The organism is Altericroceibacterium spongiae (assembly GCF_003610805.1).
GTDB lineage: Bacteria > Pseudomonadota > Alphaproteobacteria > Sphingomonadales > Sphingomonadaceae > Altericroceibacterium > Altericroceibacterium spongiae.
This window is the reverse complement of the sequence record NZ_RAPF01000003.1, coordinates 44,646-57,783: the sequence shown is the minus strand read 5'-3', so window position 1 is coordinate 57,783 and position 13,138 is coordinate 44,646. Positions and strand designations below refer to the sequence as shown.

General features: G+C 57.0%; 14 protein-coding genes. 10 read left to right on the top strand and 4 right to left on the bottom strand.

Annotation, left to right across the window (positions count from 1 at the left end; genetic code table 11):
* Positions 1–21 precede the first annotated feature (21 nt).
* Complete coding sequence (gene ligM / locus D6851_RS06205) at positions 22–1,422, top strand: vanillate/3-O-methylgallate O-demethylase (RefSeq protein ID WP_120324039.1); 1,401 nt, start codon at positions 22–24, stop codon at positions 1,420–1,422.
* 131 nt (positions 1,423–1,553) lie between these two features.
* On the opposite strand, the gene D6851_RS06200 is transcribed toward ligM, so the two are convergent.
* Positions 1,554–2,564: an NAD(P)H-dependent flavin oxidoreductase gene (locus D6851_RS06200; protein ID WP_120324038.1), complete on the bottom strand. Its 1,011-nt coding sequence runs from the start codon at positions 2,562–2,564 to the stop codon at positions 1,554–1,556.
* Between the two features lie 228 nt (positions 2,565–2,792).
* On the opposite strand from D6851_RS06200, the gene D6851_RS06195 reads away from it, so the two are divergent.
* Entirely contained in the window at positions 2,793–4,334 is a 1,542-nt protein-coding gene (locus D6851_RS06195; RefSeq protein WP_420797095.1) for a catalase, read from the top strand.
* A gap of 165 nt (positions 4,335–4,499) precedes the next feature.
* Here D6851_RS06195 and pyk read toward each other — a convergent pair whose 3' ends face one another.
* The gene (gene pyk / locus D6851_RS06190; RefSeq protein ID WP_120324037.1) at positions 4,500–5,963 is read right to left on the bottom strand and encodes a pyruvate kinase; all 1,464 of its coding nucleotides are present in this window, start codon (positions 5,961–5,963) and stop codon (positions 4,500–4,502) included.
* A 45-nt stretch (positions 5,964–6,008) separates the two neighbouring features.
* Here pyk and D6851_RS06185 point away from each other — a divergent pair, with 45 nt between their 5' ends.
* From D6851_RS06185 to D6851_RS06160, 6 genes are all read left to right on the top strand, one after another.
* On the top strand, positions 6,009–6,320 hold the full coding sequence (locus tag D6851_RS06185; RefSeq protein ID WP_120324036.1) for a DUF1244 domain-containing protein: 312 nt from the start codon (positions 6,009–6,011) through the stop codon (positions 6,318–6,320).
* A 99-nt stretch (positions 6,321–6,419) separates the two neighbouring features.
* Positions 6,420–6,656, top strand: coding sequence for a DUF2312 domain-containing protein (locus D6851_RS06180; protein ID WP_120324035.1), 237 nt, complete (start codon positions 6,420–6,422; stop codon positions 6,654–6,656).
* A gap of 148 nt (positions 6,657–6,804) precedes the next feature.
* Positions 6,805–7,122, top strand: coding sequence for a heavy metal-binding domain-containing protein (locus tag D6851_RS06175; RefSeq protein WP_120324414.1), 318 nt, complete (start codon positions 6,805–6,807; stop codon positions 7,120–7,122).
* A gap of 142 nt (positions 7,123–7,264) precedes the next feature.
* On the top strand, positions 7,265–8,008 hold the full coding sequence (locus tag D6851_RS06170) for a YebC/PmpR family DNA-binding transcriptional regulator (RefSeq protein ID WP_120324413.1): 744 nt from the start codon (positions 7,265–7,267) through the stop codon (positions 8,006–8,008).
* Positions 8,009–8,022: 14 nt separating this feature from the next.
* Positions 8,023–8,493, top strand: coding sequence for a crossover junction endodeoxyribonuclease RuvC (ruvC, locus tag D6851_RS06165; protein WP_120324034.1), 471 nt, complete (start codon positions 8,023–8,025; stop codon positions 8,491–8,493).
* Positions 8,494–8,517: 24 nt separating this feature from the next.
* The gene (locus D6851_RS06160; protein WP_120324033.1) at positions 8,518–8,865 is read left to right on the top strand and encodes an ArsC family reductase; all 348 of its coding nucleotides are present in this window, start codon (positions 8,518–8,520) and stop codon (positions 8,863–8,865) included.
* A gap of 100 nt (positions 8,866–8,965) precedes the next feature.
* Here D6851_RS06160 and ubiG read toward each other — a convergent pair whose 3' ends face one another.
* Entirely contained in the window at positions 8,966–9,715 is a 750-nt protein-coding gene (gene ubiG, locus D6851_RS06155; protein ID WP_120324032.1) for a bifunctional 2-polyprenyl-6-hydroxyphenol methylase/3-demethylubiquinol 3-O-methyltransferase UbiG, read from the bottom strand.
* A 52-nt stretch (positions 9,716–9,767) separates the two neighbouring features.
* On the opposite strand from ubiG, the gene D6851_RS06150 reads away from it, so the two are divergent.
* Together D6851_RS06150 and D6851_RS06145 are read left to right on the top strand one after the other, a co-directional pair.
* Positions 9,768–11,039: an aspartate kinase gene (locus tag D6851_RS06150; protein WP_120324031.1), complete on the top strand. Its 1,272-nt coding sequence runs from the start codon at positions 9,768–9,770 to the stop codon at positions 11,037–11,039.
* A gap of 89 nt (positions 11,040–11,128) precedes the next feature.
* A complete protein-coding gene (locus tag D6851_RS06145; protein WP_183030008.1) occupies positions 11,129–11,695 on the top strand; it encodes a YcxB family protein in 567 nt (188 codons plus the stop codon).
* A 23-nt stretch (positions 11,696–11,718) separates the two neighbouring features.
* On the opposite strand, the gene gltX is transcribed toward D6851_RS06145, so the two are convergent.
* Entirely contained in the window at positions 11,719–13,050 is a 1,332-nt protein-coding gene (gene gltX / locus D6851_RS06140; protein WP_120324029.1) for a glutamate--tRNA ligase, read from the bottom strand.
* Positions 13,051–13,138: the final 88 nt, after the last annotated feature.

The window sequence follows — 13,138 nt, the reverse complement described above, 5'->3', positions numbered from 1 at the left end:
CAACTGAGAGAGGAAGCTAGCATGGCAGCAAATCTTGAACAAAAACTGCAGGAGCAGTCGTCGATCGTCGACATGCTTCGCAATTCGCAGATCGGTGCATATGTGTATCCGGTTGTGGCTCCCGAATTCCATAACTGGCGTTCGGAACAGTGGGCTTGGCAGCACAGCGCAGTGCTGTTCGACCAGTCGCACCACATGGTCGATCTCTACATCCGCGGTAAGGACGCTCTGAAGCTTCTCACCGAAACGATGATCAACTCGCCCAAGGGCTGGGAAGTCAACAAGGCGAAGCAATACGTCCCCACCACGCCTTATGGCCACGTGATCGGTGACGGCATCATCTTCTGGCAGGAAGAAGAAGAATTCGTCTATGTCGGTCGCGCTCCGGCTGCCAACTGGCTGGTTTATCAGGCTGAAGTCGGCAAGTATGACGTCGAAATCACCTATGACGACCGTTCGCCGAGCCGCCCGATGGGCAAGCCCATCAGCCGTATCTCCTGGCGCTTCCAGATCCAGGGCCCGAAAGCCTGGGATATCATCGAGAAGCTCCACGGCGAAAAGCTCGACAAGCTGAAATTCTTCAACATGAGCACAATGCGGATCGGCAACAAGACTGTTCGCACGCTGCGTCATGGCATGTCCGGCGCTCCGGGTCTCGAAATCTGGGGTCCGTATGAAGATAAGGACTACATCAAGGAACAGATCCTGAAGGCAGGCGAAGAATTCGGCATCGTGCCGGTCGGCAGCCGCGCCTATCCGTCCAACACGCTGGAATCGGGCTGGATCCCCTCCCCGCTGCCCGCCATCTACACCGGCGACAAGCTGGCCGATTACCGCAAATGGCTCGGCGCAGACAGCTACGAAGCCGTGGGCGCGATCGGTGGTTCCTTCATCTCCGACAAGATCGAAGACTATTACCTCAACCCGTGGGAACTGGGCTACGGTCCGTTCGTGAAGTTCGATCATGACTTCATCGGCCGCGAAGCACTCGAAGCCCTTAACCCGGCTGAACAGCGCAAGAAGGTCACGCTGGAATGGAACAGCGAAGACATGGCGAAGATCTTCGCATCGCTCTTCGATCCCGAAGGCGGCGTGCCTTACAAGTTCTTCGACCTGCCGCTCGCCAACTATGCCAACTCCAACTACGACTCGGTCGTGGATGCTGGCGGCACCAATGTCGGCCTGTCGATGTTCACCGGCTACTCCTTCAACGAGAAGAAGGCTCTCAGCCTCGCCACCGTGGATCACGAAATCCCCGAAGGCACTGAGCTGAAGGTCATCTGGGGCGAACCCGATGGCGGTTCCAAGAAGACCACTGTCGAGCCGCACAAGCAGATCGAAGTCCGCGCGATCGTTTCGCCGGTTCCTTATTCTTCGGTTGCTCGTGAAAGCTATCAGCAGGGCTGGCGCACCCAGCGCTAAGCTTCGGCTATACAGCGAAAACAGAAAAGGCCCCCGGATCTTGGTTCGGGGGCCTTTTTCATGTCTTATGGCTCTGTTGAAGCGCCTTCTGGCCCTGTTCGGTGCCGGTCAGCCCCCCGTAACGCGATGGCTTAACGGCGTGTCAGCGCCGCCTCGGCTTCGGCCATCAGACCGTCGATAATCTCGGCCACCGGCTCTTCCTGTTTGACCATACCGACCGACTGCCCGGCCATGATCGACCCCGCTTCAACATCGCCGTCGATCACTGCACGGCGCAGAGCCCCTGCCCAGTAATGTTCGATCTGAAGCTGGGCTTCGCCCATTGCCACCACGCCGGAATCCAGCAATCCTGCCACTTCGCGCTGTTTGGCAGTGAATTCCTCTGTGCCTTTATTTTTGAGCGCGCGCACCGGAATAACCGGCAATCGGGCATCGACCTGCACGCTCGCCACAGCGTCGCGCGCATTGGCGCGGAAGAAGGCTTTCTTGAAATCGGGATGCGCGATACTTTCCGCTGCACAGGCGAAGCGCGTGCCGAGCTGCACCCCGGCAGCGCCCATTTCGAGATAGCCCGCAATCGCCTCGCCCCGGCCGATTCCACCAGCCACGAAAACCAGATGTTCTTCCGCCAGCGCGGGAAGAAATTCCTGCGCCAGAACCGACGTTGAAACCGGTCCGATATGGCCGCCTGCTTCCATACCTTCGATCACCAGCGCATCGGCTCCTGAGCGGAACAGTTTTTTTGCCAGCGCAATTGTCGGTGCAAAAACAAGCACTTTCGCCCCGAACGCCTTGATCGCTTCGACGCTGCCCTTGGGCGGAATCCCCCCCGCCAGCACCACATGGCCTACACCGTGTTTTGCACAGACCGCGATCAGTTCGCTCAGTTGCGGATGCATGGTAATGAGATTCACGCCAAAGGGCCTGTCGGTCAGCGCTTTCGTCCCGGCGATCTCGGCGTCGAGCAATTCCGGCGTCATCGCCCCGCAGGCAATCACGCCAAAACCGCCGCCATTGGAAATCGCCGCCACGAGATTGCGTTCGGAAACCCAGCTCATCGCACCGCACAGAATGGCATAGTCGCTGCCGAGAAATTCCGCGCCACGGCGCATCAGGTCCTGCGTTTTGGGATAGTCGCTCATAATCGTATCTTTTTATTCTGAAGGGTGAGCCGCCTTAACAGGTGATATCAGCGCAGCAAGTCGCCAATTGAGCGAAAGCAACGCTTTGGTATGGCGTGAAAAAGGCAGAGCAACCGGAACTGCCGATTAGCCTTTATCGTCCCTTACGATCATAGTTACCATTTTAATCGGTTTTATCGAATTAATGCCTCTCGCTAAGCTCTCATCATCTTAGCGAGGAGAGAACTCATGGCGAATTCGAAATCCGGCGGCCGATGCCCGGTTATGCATGGCAATCTGCCCCAATCTCAACTGACCACAGCGTTCGGCGCGCCCGTCGTCGACAATCAGAACAGCTACACAGCCGGGCCACGCGGTCCGCTCCTGATGCAGGATATCTGGTTGCTGGAAAAGCTGGCCAATCTCAATCGGGAAGTCATTCCCGAAAGGCGTATGCACGCCAAAGGATCGGGGGCCTTCGGCACCTTTCGTGTGACCAAGGATATCACCCGCTACACCCGCGCCAGCTTCCTCTCCGAAGTGGGCAAGGAAACCGGCATGTTCGCTCGTTTTACAACGGTTGCAGGTGAACGCGGTGCAGCCGATGCCGAGCGTGACATTCGTGGCTTCGCTCTTAAATTCTACACCGAGGAAGGCAATTGGGACATGGTCGGCAACAACACGCCGGTCTTCTTCCTGCGCGATCCGCGCAAGTTTCCCGATCTCAACAAAGCGGTGAAGCGCGACCCCAAAACCAATATGCGCTCAGCCACAAATAACTGGGACTTCTGGACGCTGCTTCCCGAAGCCTTCCATCAGGTTACCATCGTCATGTCGGATCGCGGTATTCCGAAAAGTTATCGTCACATGCACGGTTTCGGCAGCCACACCTACAGCTTCATCAATGCCGAAAACGAGCGGTTCTGGGTCAAATTCCATTTCAAGACGCAGCAGGGCATCGAAAATCTCACCGATGAGGAAGCCGCTTCTATGGTGGCACAGGATCGCGAATCCCATCAGCGGGATTTGTTCGAAGCGATCGAGCGTGGCGATTATCCGAAATGGACCATGTATATCCAGGTGATGAATGAGGAAGAGGCCGAAACCTGCGGTTTCCACCCTTTCGACCTCACCAAGGTGTGGTCCCAAAAGACATATCCGCTGATCGAAGTGGGGGAATTCGAGCTGAATCGCAACGCCGAGAATTTCTTTCAGGATGTGGAACAGAGTGCCTTTGCCCCGTCCAGCACCGTGCCGGGAATTGCATTTTCACCCGACAAGATGTTGCAGGCCAGGCTGTTCGCTTATGCCGATGCCCAGCGTTATCGCCTGGGTGTGAATTACCACCAGATTCCGGTCAACGCGCCGAAATGCCCGGTGATGAGCAATCACCGCGATGGTTACGGCCGGATGGATGGTAATTACGGATCTCTGCCACATTATCAGCCCAACAGTTTCGGCCAGTGGCTCGAACAACCCGATTATCGCGAACCACCGCTCAAGATCGATGGGAATGCCGATTTCTGGAATTTCCGCGAAGATGATGACGACTATTTCAGTCAGCCCCGCGCGCTGTTCCGCCTGATGAGCGCCGATCAGCGACAGGTCCTGTTCGACAATACCGCAAGAGCAATGGGTGATGCTCCTGATTTCATAAAACAGCGCCATATAGATAATTGCACACGCTGCGATCCAGCCTATGGCGCCGGTGTGGCACAGGCGCTGGATATGGAAGCGCCGGTGCCGGAAAAGCTGGAAGGGACCAGCCCGGATCTCGCTGAAGCCCTCTGAGGCAATACGCGATTGTGACGGGAGGAATGGTCTTCCTCTCGTCATTTTCGGGCTGAATATATGATGTGCCGAAGCTGCCTGCCCCCAAAACCCTGGCTTCGGCATGTTTCTCTCCGCGCCCGGATACCCTCACGGGCGCGGAGATCCTTTTACAGGACCTTCAGATCACCCGGTCTGGTCATGATGCTTCTTCAGCTCGTCACCCTGCAAGGTGACGACATGAAGCAGATTGGTTGCCCCCGGTGTGCCAAAAGGAACCCCGGCCAGTACAACCAGCTTGTCATTCGCTTCGCCGAAATCGTGACGCAGAGCCATACGTTTACCCTTGGCGATCATTTCTTCGAAACTGCCAATATCCTTGGTCACAACCGAATAGGCGCCCCACAGCAAGGCGGAGCGGCGTGCAGTTACATGCGAAGGGGTCAACACCATAACCGGCACTGAAGGTCGTTCCCGCACCACACGGCGCGCCGAGGCGCCGCTCGCCGTAAAAGTGACGATAGCGCGGATCGGAACCGTATCTGCAATGGTCATGCAGGCATGGGACAGTGCATCGGCTGTGGTCGGATCGGGCAGTGTTTCCAGCAGACGAACGCGCAACCGGTAATCGTCGCTCCGCTCCACCTGTGCCGCGATCCGGTCCATCATCAGAACTGCTTCTTCGGGCCAGTCACCCGCTGCGGTTTCGGCTGACAGCATGACGGCATCGGCCCCGTCATAAACCGCATTGGCGACATCGGAAACCTCAGCCCGGGTCGGAGCCGGGCTCTCGATCATCGATTCAAGCATCTGCGTAGCGACAATCACCGGCTTGCCCACCGTACGCGCGGCATTGACGATCCGCTTTTGCAGCGGTGGCACTTCCTCGGGATTGAGTTCCACACCCAAATCGCCGCGCGCGACCATCACTCCATCGGATAATTCGATAATTTCATCGAGGCGTTTGATCGCCTGCGGCTTTTCGATCTTGGCGCAGAGCGATCCGTAACCGCCCATCAGCTTACGGGCTTCGGCCAGATCGTCCGGGCGCTGAACGAAAGACAGGCCGATCCAGTCCGCCCCCTGCTCGATCGCAAAGACAAGATCGCGCCTGTCCTTCTCGGTCAGAGCTGGAATAGGGACCTCGGCATCGGGTACGTTCACACCCTTGCGGTTGGAAATCACTCCCCCAACTTCAGCGGTGCAATGAATCGCATCTTCAGTCGCCTCGCGCACACGCATGCGGATTTTGCCGTCATTAATGAGCAGGCGATGCCCTTTTTCCAGCAGGCCGAATAATTCAGGATGCGGCAGTTGTACGCGTGTTGCGTCACCCGGTTCCGGATTGCGGTCCAGCGTGAAACGGCCGCCATGCGGAATGATCGCCTTGCCGTCCTTAAACTCGCCGACTCGCAGCTTAGGCCCCTGCAGATCGCACAGAATAGCTATGGGGTGCCGGAATTCTTTTTCCAGCGCCCGTATCGCCGCAAAGCTTTTGGCGTGTACCGAATGATCCCCATGGCTCATATTGAGCCGGAACGCATCCGCTCCGGCCCGAAAAAGGCGCCGGAGCATTTCGGGATCACTGCTGGCGGGGCCGACAGTAGCGAGAATCTTGACCTTACGGTCACGCGGTTCGAATTTTGCCATGCACAATGCCTATGGCAAAGAGGGAAGACAAAACAAGGACCAAACATGACCAAAACGAACGATCCTTTGGATGAATTACCCGATGATGTGGCAGCGGCGGCTTTTCGCCGGCTGGTGCGTCATCTGCGCCAGCGTCACGATGCACAGAATATTGAGCTGATGGGTCTCGCCGGTTTTTGCCGGAATTGTCTTGCAGACTGGATTCGTGATGCCGGAGCGGATTACGACAAAGCGGGTGCGCGCGAAGTGATACACGGCATGCCGATGGCGGAGTGGAAGGAGAAATATCAGACCAAAGCAACGCCCGAACAGCTTGCCCGCATGGAAGAAAGCCTGAAGCGCAACGCGCCGGAGTGAGACTGTCAGTGGGTAAATCGCTGCACATGGCTTCACCATTCTCGAGTGGCCCGCTATCACGCGCGGCAACCGATTCTCGTCAATTTCTGGAGTATTCCGATGGCCGAAGCCACCGATGACCGCCTGCGTCTCCTGATCGAACGCATCGAACGCCTCGAAGAGGAAAAAAAAGGCATTTCCGACGATATTCGCGACGTTTATAACGAAGCCAAAGCTGTCGGTTATGACCCGAAAATCATGCGGCAGGTGGTCCGCCTGCGCAAAATGAAGCCCGATGACCGCAACGAGATGGAAACCATTCTCGATACGTACAAATCTGCGCTCGGTATAGGCTGAGCATACTGGCGCCGGAGGATCAGGTTCAATGCCGCCTCCGGCAGCCGGGACAGCACAGCAGGGGCGCCACTGGCTGGCACAGCCGGCCTCGATGAAGGAGCGATAGTCAATGGTCAGTCCCTGGAGCGAAGCACCGCGCACCGATCACATGATCGTCACAACCACAACGGTGGTTGAAGGCCATCCCGTCAAAGATTATCTCGGCGTCGTAACGGGTGAAGTTATTGTCGGTGCCAATCTGTTTCGCGACGTTATGGCATCGATCACCGATATTGTCGGGGGCCGCTCGGGCAAATATGAGCAGGTGCTGGCCCGTGCGCGCAAAGAAGCGATTGCCGAAATGCAGCGTGAAGCAGAAGCGCTGGGCGGCAATGCCGTGGTCGGCGTCGATATCGACTATGAAGTGCTGGGCCAGAATGGGTCTATGCTGATGGTCAGCGTTTCGGGCACCGCCGTCACGCTCTGATATCCCGGATCAGCAGAGCCGGATGAACACTGTCAAATCTGCGCCCTGTTGCGCTTTCCACGCTGTCCGGTGTAAAGGCAGCCACCGCGAGAGGGTGGGTCGCTTCAGCGGCTGGCCCGGTCATACAATTTCGAAGGTTCCCATGGCAGGCCATTCCAAATTTAAAAACATCATGCACCGCAAGGGCGCGCAGGATAAAAAGCGTTCGGCGATGTTCTCCAAATTATCGCGTGAAATCACTGTGGCGGCCAAAATGGGTACGCCCGATGTCGATATGAATCCCCGCCTGCGTCTGGCCGTGAACAACGCCAAGGCGCAGTCCATGCCCAAAGACAATATTCAGCGCGCGATTGACAAGGCATCGGCCAATGAAGGCGATGATTACGAAGAAATCCGTTATGAAGGCTATGGCCCCGGCGGCGTCGCCCTGATCGTCGAGGCCCTTACGGATAACCGCAATCGCACCGCAACCAATGTGCGTACCGCTTTTTCCAAGAATGGTGGTAATCTCGGTGCTTCAGGATCGGTTTCGCACGGTTTCGAACGGCTCGGCCTGATCGTCTATCCTGCTTCTGCCGGCGATGAGGAAAAAATCCTCGAAGCTGCGCTGGAAGCCGGTGCAGAAGATATCCAGTCTGGCGAAGAAGAGCATGAGATCTGGACTGCGGCCGACGATCTGCACGAAGTTGCCGCGACGCTGGAAAAGGCGCTGGGCGAAGCGGAAACCGTAAAACTCGCCTGGAAACCCAACCTCACTGTCGATGTCGGCGAAAGGGACGCAGAAGTTCTCTTCAAGCTCGTCGATGCTCTGGACGATGACGACGATGTACAGACCGTCTGGGGCAATTACGAAGTGTCGGACGAGATTATGGAGAAGCTGGGCTAAGGATTGGCACGGCAGTGCTGATACTCGGGCTCGACCCCTCTCTGACATGCACCGGATGGGGTGTGGTGCGGGCGGAAGGCCCGCGCCTGTCTCACATTGCAAATGGACAGGTGGCTACCGATACCAAGGCATCGATGCCCGAAAGGTTGCTACATCTTCATGATGCGCTGATCGCGGTGATCGAGACCTATCGCCCCGATCGGGCGGCGGTGGAAGAGGTCTTCGTCAACAAGAATCCCAAATCCACCCTCAAGCTTGCCCATGCCCGCGGTGCCGTGCTGACAGCCTGCGGACGGATGAGCCTGCCCGTAGCCGAACATTCACCGCGTATCGTCAAGAAAGCGGTAGTGGGCACAGGTGCTGCGGAAAAACAACAGGTGCAGGCCATGCTGAAAGTGCTGCTTCCGGCAGCGAATATTTCCGGCCCCGACGCTGCCGATGCGCTGGCCGTTGCCATCGCTGACGCGCATCTCGGCGGCCATTGATTCACAGATGGCAAGGACAGGATTATGACGATTACGCTGTATGGCATTCCCAATTGCGACACGGTCAAAAAAGCGCGCAAATGGCTGGATGCAGAAGATATTGCCTACACTTTCCATGACTATAAAAAGGATGGTGCCGACGGCGACAAGCTGAAGGAATGGACCGACGCAAAGGGCTGGGAGATTTTCGTCAACCGGCGCGGGACGACTTTCAAAAAACTACCGTCCGAGCAGAAGGATAATCTCAACCAGCCCATGGCCATTGCCCTGATGCAGGAACATACTTCGATGATTAAGCGCCCGGTAGTGGAATATGATGGCGGGCTGCTGGTCGGTTTCAATAAGGATGAATGGGCCGCAGCACTGAAATAAGGGATATACCCGCTGCCTCCTGCTCTGGCCCTTATATGACCTTCTCAATCAGAGCGTTGTCCCTGGGAAAACCAAGGCAATGCTCTGACAGAGCGCAGGCTCAGCCTTTGTGCCTTGCCGTGAAAATGTAATTCAGAGACAAATCCTCGGAGATGTGCAACCCCTTCATCGGGTTGAATCCGATACCTTTCGGCACGCTTGCCTCAAGACCCGCCTCATCGAGCAACGCGGCGAATTCCTCCGGGGTGATGAAATCTTCCCAATGATGCGTTCCTTTGGGCACGGCGCCGATAGCCTCGGCCGCTTTCACCAGCAACAGCCGGGAAGCCGCTGTCCGATTCGGTGTGGAAAGGACCATCACCCCGTCGGGTGACAGACATTCAGCCAGTTCAGTCACAAAAGCGCGTTTGTCAGCCACATGTTCGATCACTTCCATTGAGGTGACGAGATCGAACTGGCCTGGCTTCAATTGTCCCAGTTCGCCGTGACGATAGGTGATCGGCAGGCCCGATCCTTCAGCATGAGCTTGCGCCGCCGCGATATTTTCTTCCGCAGCATCCACACCCGTTACGGTCGCACCCAGTCGGGCCAACGGTTCGCATAGCAACCCGGCCCCGCAACCGACATCCAGAACAGATTTGCCAGAAAGCGGGCGCAGATCGTCAGAATCCGCCCCCCAATGCGTGTCTATTGCCGCACGGATAAAGGACAGCCGCACCGGATTGAGCTTGTGCAGCATGGCGGAGGATCCTTTCGGATTCCACCAATCAGCCGCAAGAGCACCAAAATGACGTGCTTCTTCAGGACGGATTGTTGCAGATCCGGAAGACTGGAGAGTTGCATTGCTCATGCCACAGCCTTAACAGCGCGCGAGTATCCGCACCAGCAGGAGAAGGCGCGAATTGGCCCGTATCGTAATGAAATTCGGTGGCACATCCATGGCCGGCAGCGAGCGTATCCGTCGCGTGGCCAATATTGTGCGCCGCCAGCAGGCCGCCGGGCATGAAGTTGCAGTGGTCGTCTCCGCCATGGCTGGCGAGACCGATCGCCTCGTCAATTTCTGCCGTGAAGCCAATGCACTCTATGACCCCGCCGAATATGACGTGGTGGTCTCCAGCGGCGAACAGGTCACCTCAGGCCTGTTAGCCCTGACTCTGCAAAGCATGGGCTGCAAAGCCCGGAGCTGGCTGGGCTGGCAGCTTCCCATGAAAACGGTGGAAGCCCATTCCAAAGCCCGTGTGCACGATATCGATTCGGATGCCCTCATTTCCGCCATGCAATCGGGCGAAATCGCAGTCATCCCAGGTTTTCAAGGCGTTTCCGAGGAAGGTCGTATCACAACGATGGGCCGCGGCGGATCCGATACGTCGGCCGTAGCCGTGGCCGCAGCAGTGAAAGCGGATCGCTGTGATATCTATACCGATGTGGACGGTGTCTACACTACCGATCCCCGGATCGTAGCCAAGGCCCGCAAGCTCAAATATGTCACTTACGAGGAAATGCTGGAACTCGCCTCTGTCGGCGCAAAAGTTCTGCAGACCCGTTCGGTCAGCCTCGCCATGAAGGAAGATGTGCGCATCCAGGTGCTCTCTTCTTTCGTTGATGAAAACGCCCCCCTTGCCGACGAACTGCCCGGCACGATGATCGTCTCCGACGATGAAATGGAAGAACTGCATATGGAACGTCAGCTCGTCACCGGTATCGCCCATGACAGGAATGAAGCGCGTATCGTTCTGACCCGTGTCCCGGATCAGCCCGGTGCGGTGTCTTCGGTGTTCGGCCCGCTCGCCGAGGCCTCGATCAATGTCGATATGATTATCCAGAATGTTGGCCGCGACAAAGGCGAAACCGACGTGACTTTCACCGTGCCACAGGCCGATCTGGCCCGGGCACAGGCGCTGCTCGAAGACCGCCGCGATGCGATTGGGTTCAACCGCATCATCACTGATGCGCATGTCGCCAAAGTCAGTGTCGTCGGTGTCGGCATGAAAAGCCATGCCGGTGTGGCCGCCACGATGTTCCGCACACTCGCAGAACGCGGCATCAACGTACAGGCGATCAGTACATCTGAAATCAAAGTCTCCGTCCTGATCGACGAAGATGAAGTAGAACTGGCCGTTCGCGTGCTGCACACAGCTTATGGGCTCGATAAAGTGGATGACACGATCGCCTGATCACTCTTTCCATTCTACCGACGAAAAAGGCCCCGGCACTCATGCCCAAGGGCCTTTTTCTTTGCGCGTTTGCCGGTAAAACAAAGCTTATGAAAGCACCGACTTCCCCCAATATTCACTACGCATTGAGCGAGAACGATATCATCGCCGCGCAGCGTGCATGGTGGATGGGCGCCGCCCGCTGGCAGAGCTTCATTAAATTCGTCGCTATCCTGTGGGGTGTCTATGCGGTGATGCTCGTCGGACTCGATCTCTATGCCGGCGAACAGCCGAATATGATGGTGCTGCTGGGCGTGCTGCCTGTATCAGCCGTGATTGTCGTAATTCTGTTCGCCTTCGGCTTCCTGCAGAGCAAACGCCGTGCGCGCCGCGCCTATCGCGAACACAAGGCCCTGACTGGCGAACATATAGTGAGCTGGAACGATGAGGGAATTCTATTCACAAGCCCAATCGGGTCGAGCACTTTACCATGGTCGGGCTTTTATGGCTGGCTCGACGGGCCAGAAACGCTGCTGCTCTATCAGACCCATATGATGTTCAATCCGTTACCCAAAGCCATCCTTCCGCCGGGAGCGGTAAGCGCGATCGCCAACCGGCTGCGCGACGCCGGCGTACCCGAACGCGAACGTTTCGGCTTTATTCGCAGCGACGCCTGAACCGTCAGCTAAACGCCATTGGTTCACCCGTTGGCAGCACGCGTCAGCCGTTCGCGCGCATTCTCTTCTCCGATCAAAGGCAGCATGGCCTTCATATCCGGCCCGTGATCGAGACCGGTCAAAGCCTGACGGAGCGGCAGAAACAAAGCTTTCCCTTTGCGCCCCGTTTCCTGCTTGAGCGCCTGTGTCAGGCTGCCCCAGGGATTATCGTCCCAGCGCAGCAATTCCGTTGCTTTAGCCAGAAAATCGCGTGTTTCGGTATCGAATTCAGGCGGCGTCACCGGCCCTGTGACGATCTGCCACCATTGCCCGGCATCGGCCACAGTTTCGAGATTGGGCCGTACTGCTTCCCAACCCGCTTCATCCATGCCTTCAGGCAACCGATCCGTCACAGCCTCAAATGGAAGCTGGTGAACGATTGCCGTATTGACGCGTTCCAGCTCTGCATCGTCAAATTTGGCCGGAGCACGGCCGAAGGTGCTGAGATCGAACGTTGCGATCAGTACGCTACGTTCAAGCACGGGCTCGACCGGCTGCGATGTTCCGAGCCGCGCGAGCATTGCAATCAAGGCTTCGGGCTCAATCCCCTGCTCGCGCATTGCATCGCAGCCCAACGAACCGAGACGCTTCGATAGTTTCCCTTCACGGCCAACGAGAAGCGCCTCATGTGCAAAGCGTGGAGGCGCAGCATTAAGTGCGGTAAACATCTGAATTTGAACGGCTGTATTCGAAACATGATCTTCACCGCGCAAAATATCGGTGACCCCCATTTCAATATCGTCGACAGCGCTTGGTAACATATAAAGCCATGAACCATCTGCACGGCGGATCACCGGATCGGACAATTGTGCCGGATCGAAAGACTGCGCTCCGCGAATGCCGTCTTCCCATGACAGCGTCTCATTGTGATCGAGCATAAAACGCCAATGCGGGGCGATGCCTTCCTCTTCCTTCGCCGCCCGCTCGTCATCAGAGAGCTTCAACGCCGCCCGATCGTAAATAGGGGGCATACCGCGTCCCAACTGAATCTTGCGTTTCAGATCCAGTTCCTGTGCGGTCTCATAACAAGGATAAACACGCCCTGCGTCACGCAGGGTTTCGAAGGCGTCATCATAATGAGCCAGCCTGTCTGACTGGCGCTCCTCGCCATCCCAGTCGAGGCCAAGCCAGGTGAGGTCCTTGCGGATCGCCTCGATATAATGCTCCTCGCTCCGCTCCTTGTCGGTGTCGTCGATCCGCAGGAGGAATCGGCCGCCCTGCTTTTGTGCCAGCATCCAGTTATGCAGCGCCGTGCGGATATTGCCGACATGAAGCAGGCCGGTAGGCGAAGGAGCGAAACGTGTGACAATAGACATGTCATTCGCCTAGCCCTGCACTTACACATGAACAAGATGGTGTAGAGAAGCAGATCACAAAAAACCCCGCCGGATTGTCTCCGGCGGG

Excerpts from the sequence above, each read along its gene's own strand:
- pyk (WP_120324037.1), bottom strand. The coding sequence starts at position 5,963 with ATGGCAAAATTCGAACCGCGTGACCGTAAGGTCAAGATTCTCGCTACT.
- ubiG (WP_120324032.1), bottom strand. The coding sequence starts at position 9,715 with ATGAGCAATGCAACTCTCCAGTCTTCCGGATCTGCAACAATCCGTCCT.
- ligM (WP_120324039.1), top strand. The coding sequence starts at position 22 with ATGGCAGCAAATCTTGAACAAAAACTGCAGGAGCAGTCGTCGATCGTC.
- D6851_RS06160 (WP_120324033.1), top strand. The coding sequence starts at position 8,518 with ATGACGATTACGCTGTATGGCATTCCCAATTGCGACACGGTCAAAAAA.
- D6851_RS06170 (WP_120324413.1), top strand. The coding sequence starts at position 7,265 with ATGGCAGGCCATTCCAAATTTAAAAACATCATGCACCGCAAGGGCGCG.
- D6851_RS06185 (WP_120324036.1), top strand. The coding sequence starts at position 6,009 with ATGACCAAAACGAACGATCCTTTGGATGAATTACCCGATGATGTGGCA.
- D6851_RS06195 (WP_420797095.1), top strand. The coding sequence starts at position 2,793 with ATGGCGAATTCGAAATCCGGCGGCCGATGCCCGGTTATGCATGGCAAT.
- gltX (WP_120324029.1), bottom strand. The coding sequence starts at position 13,050 with ATGTCTATTGTCACACGTTTCGCTCCTTCGCCTACCGGCCTGCTTCAT.
- D6851_RS06200 (WP_120324038.1), bottom strand. The coding sequence starts at position 2,564 with ATGAGCGACTATCCCAAAACGCAGGACCTGATGCGCCGTGGCGCGGAA.
- D6851_RS06175 (WP_120324414.1), top strand. The coding sequence starts at position 6,805 with ATGATCGTCACAACCACAACGGTGGTTGAAGGCCATCCCGTCAAAGAT.
- D6851_RS06145 (WP_183030008.1), top strand. The coding sequence starts at position 11,129 with ATGAAAGCACCGACTTCCCCCAATATTCACTACGCATTGAGCGAGAAC.
- D6851_RS06180 (WP_120324035.1), top strand. The coding sequence starts at position 6,420 with ATGGCCGAAGCCACCGATGACCGCCTGCGTCTCCTGATCGAACGCATC.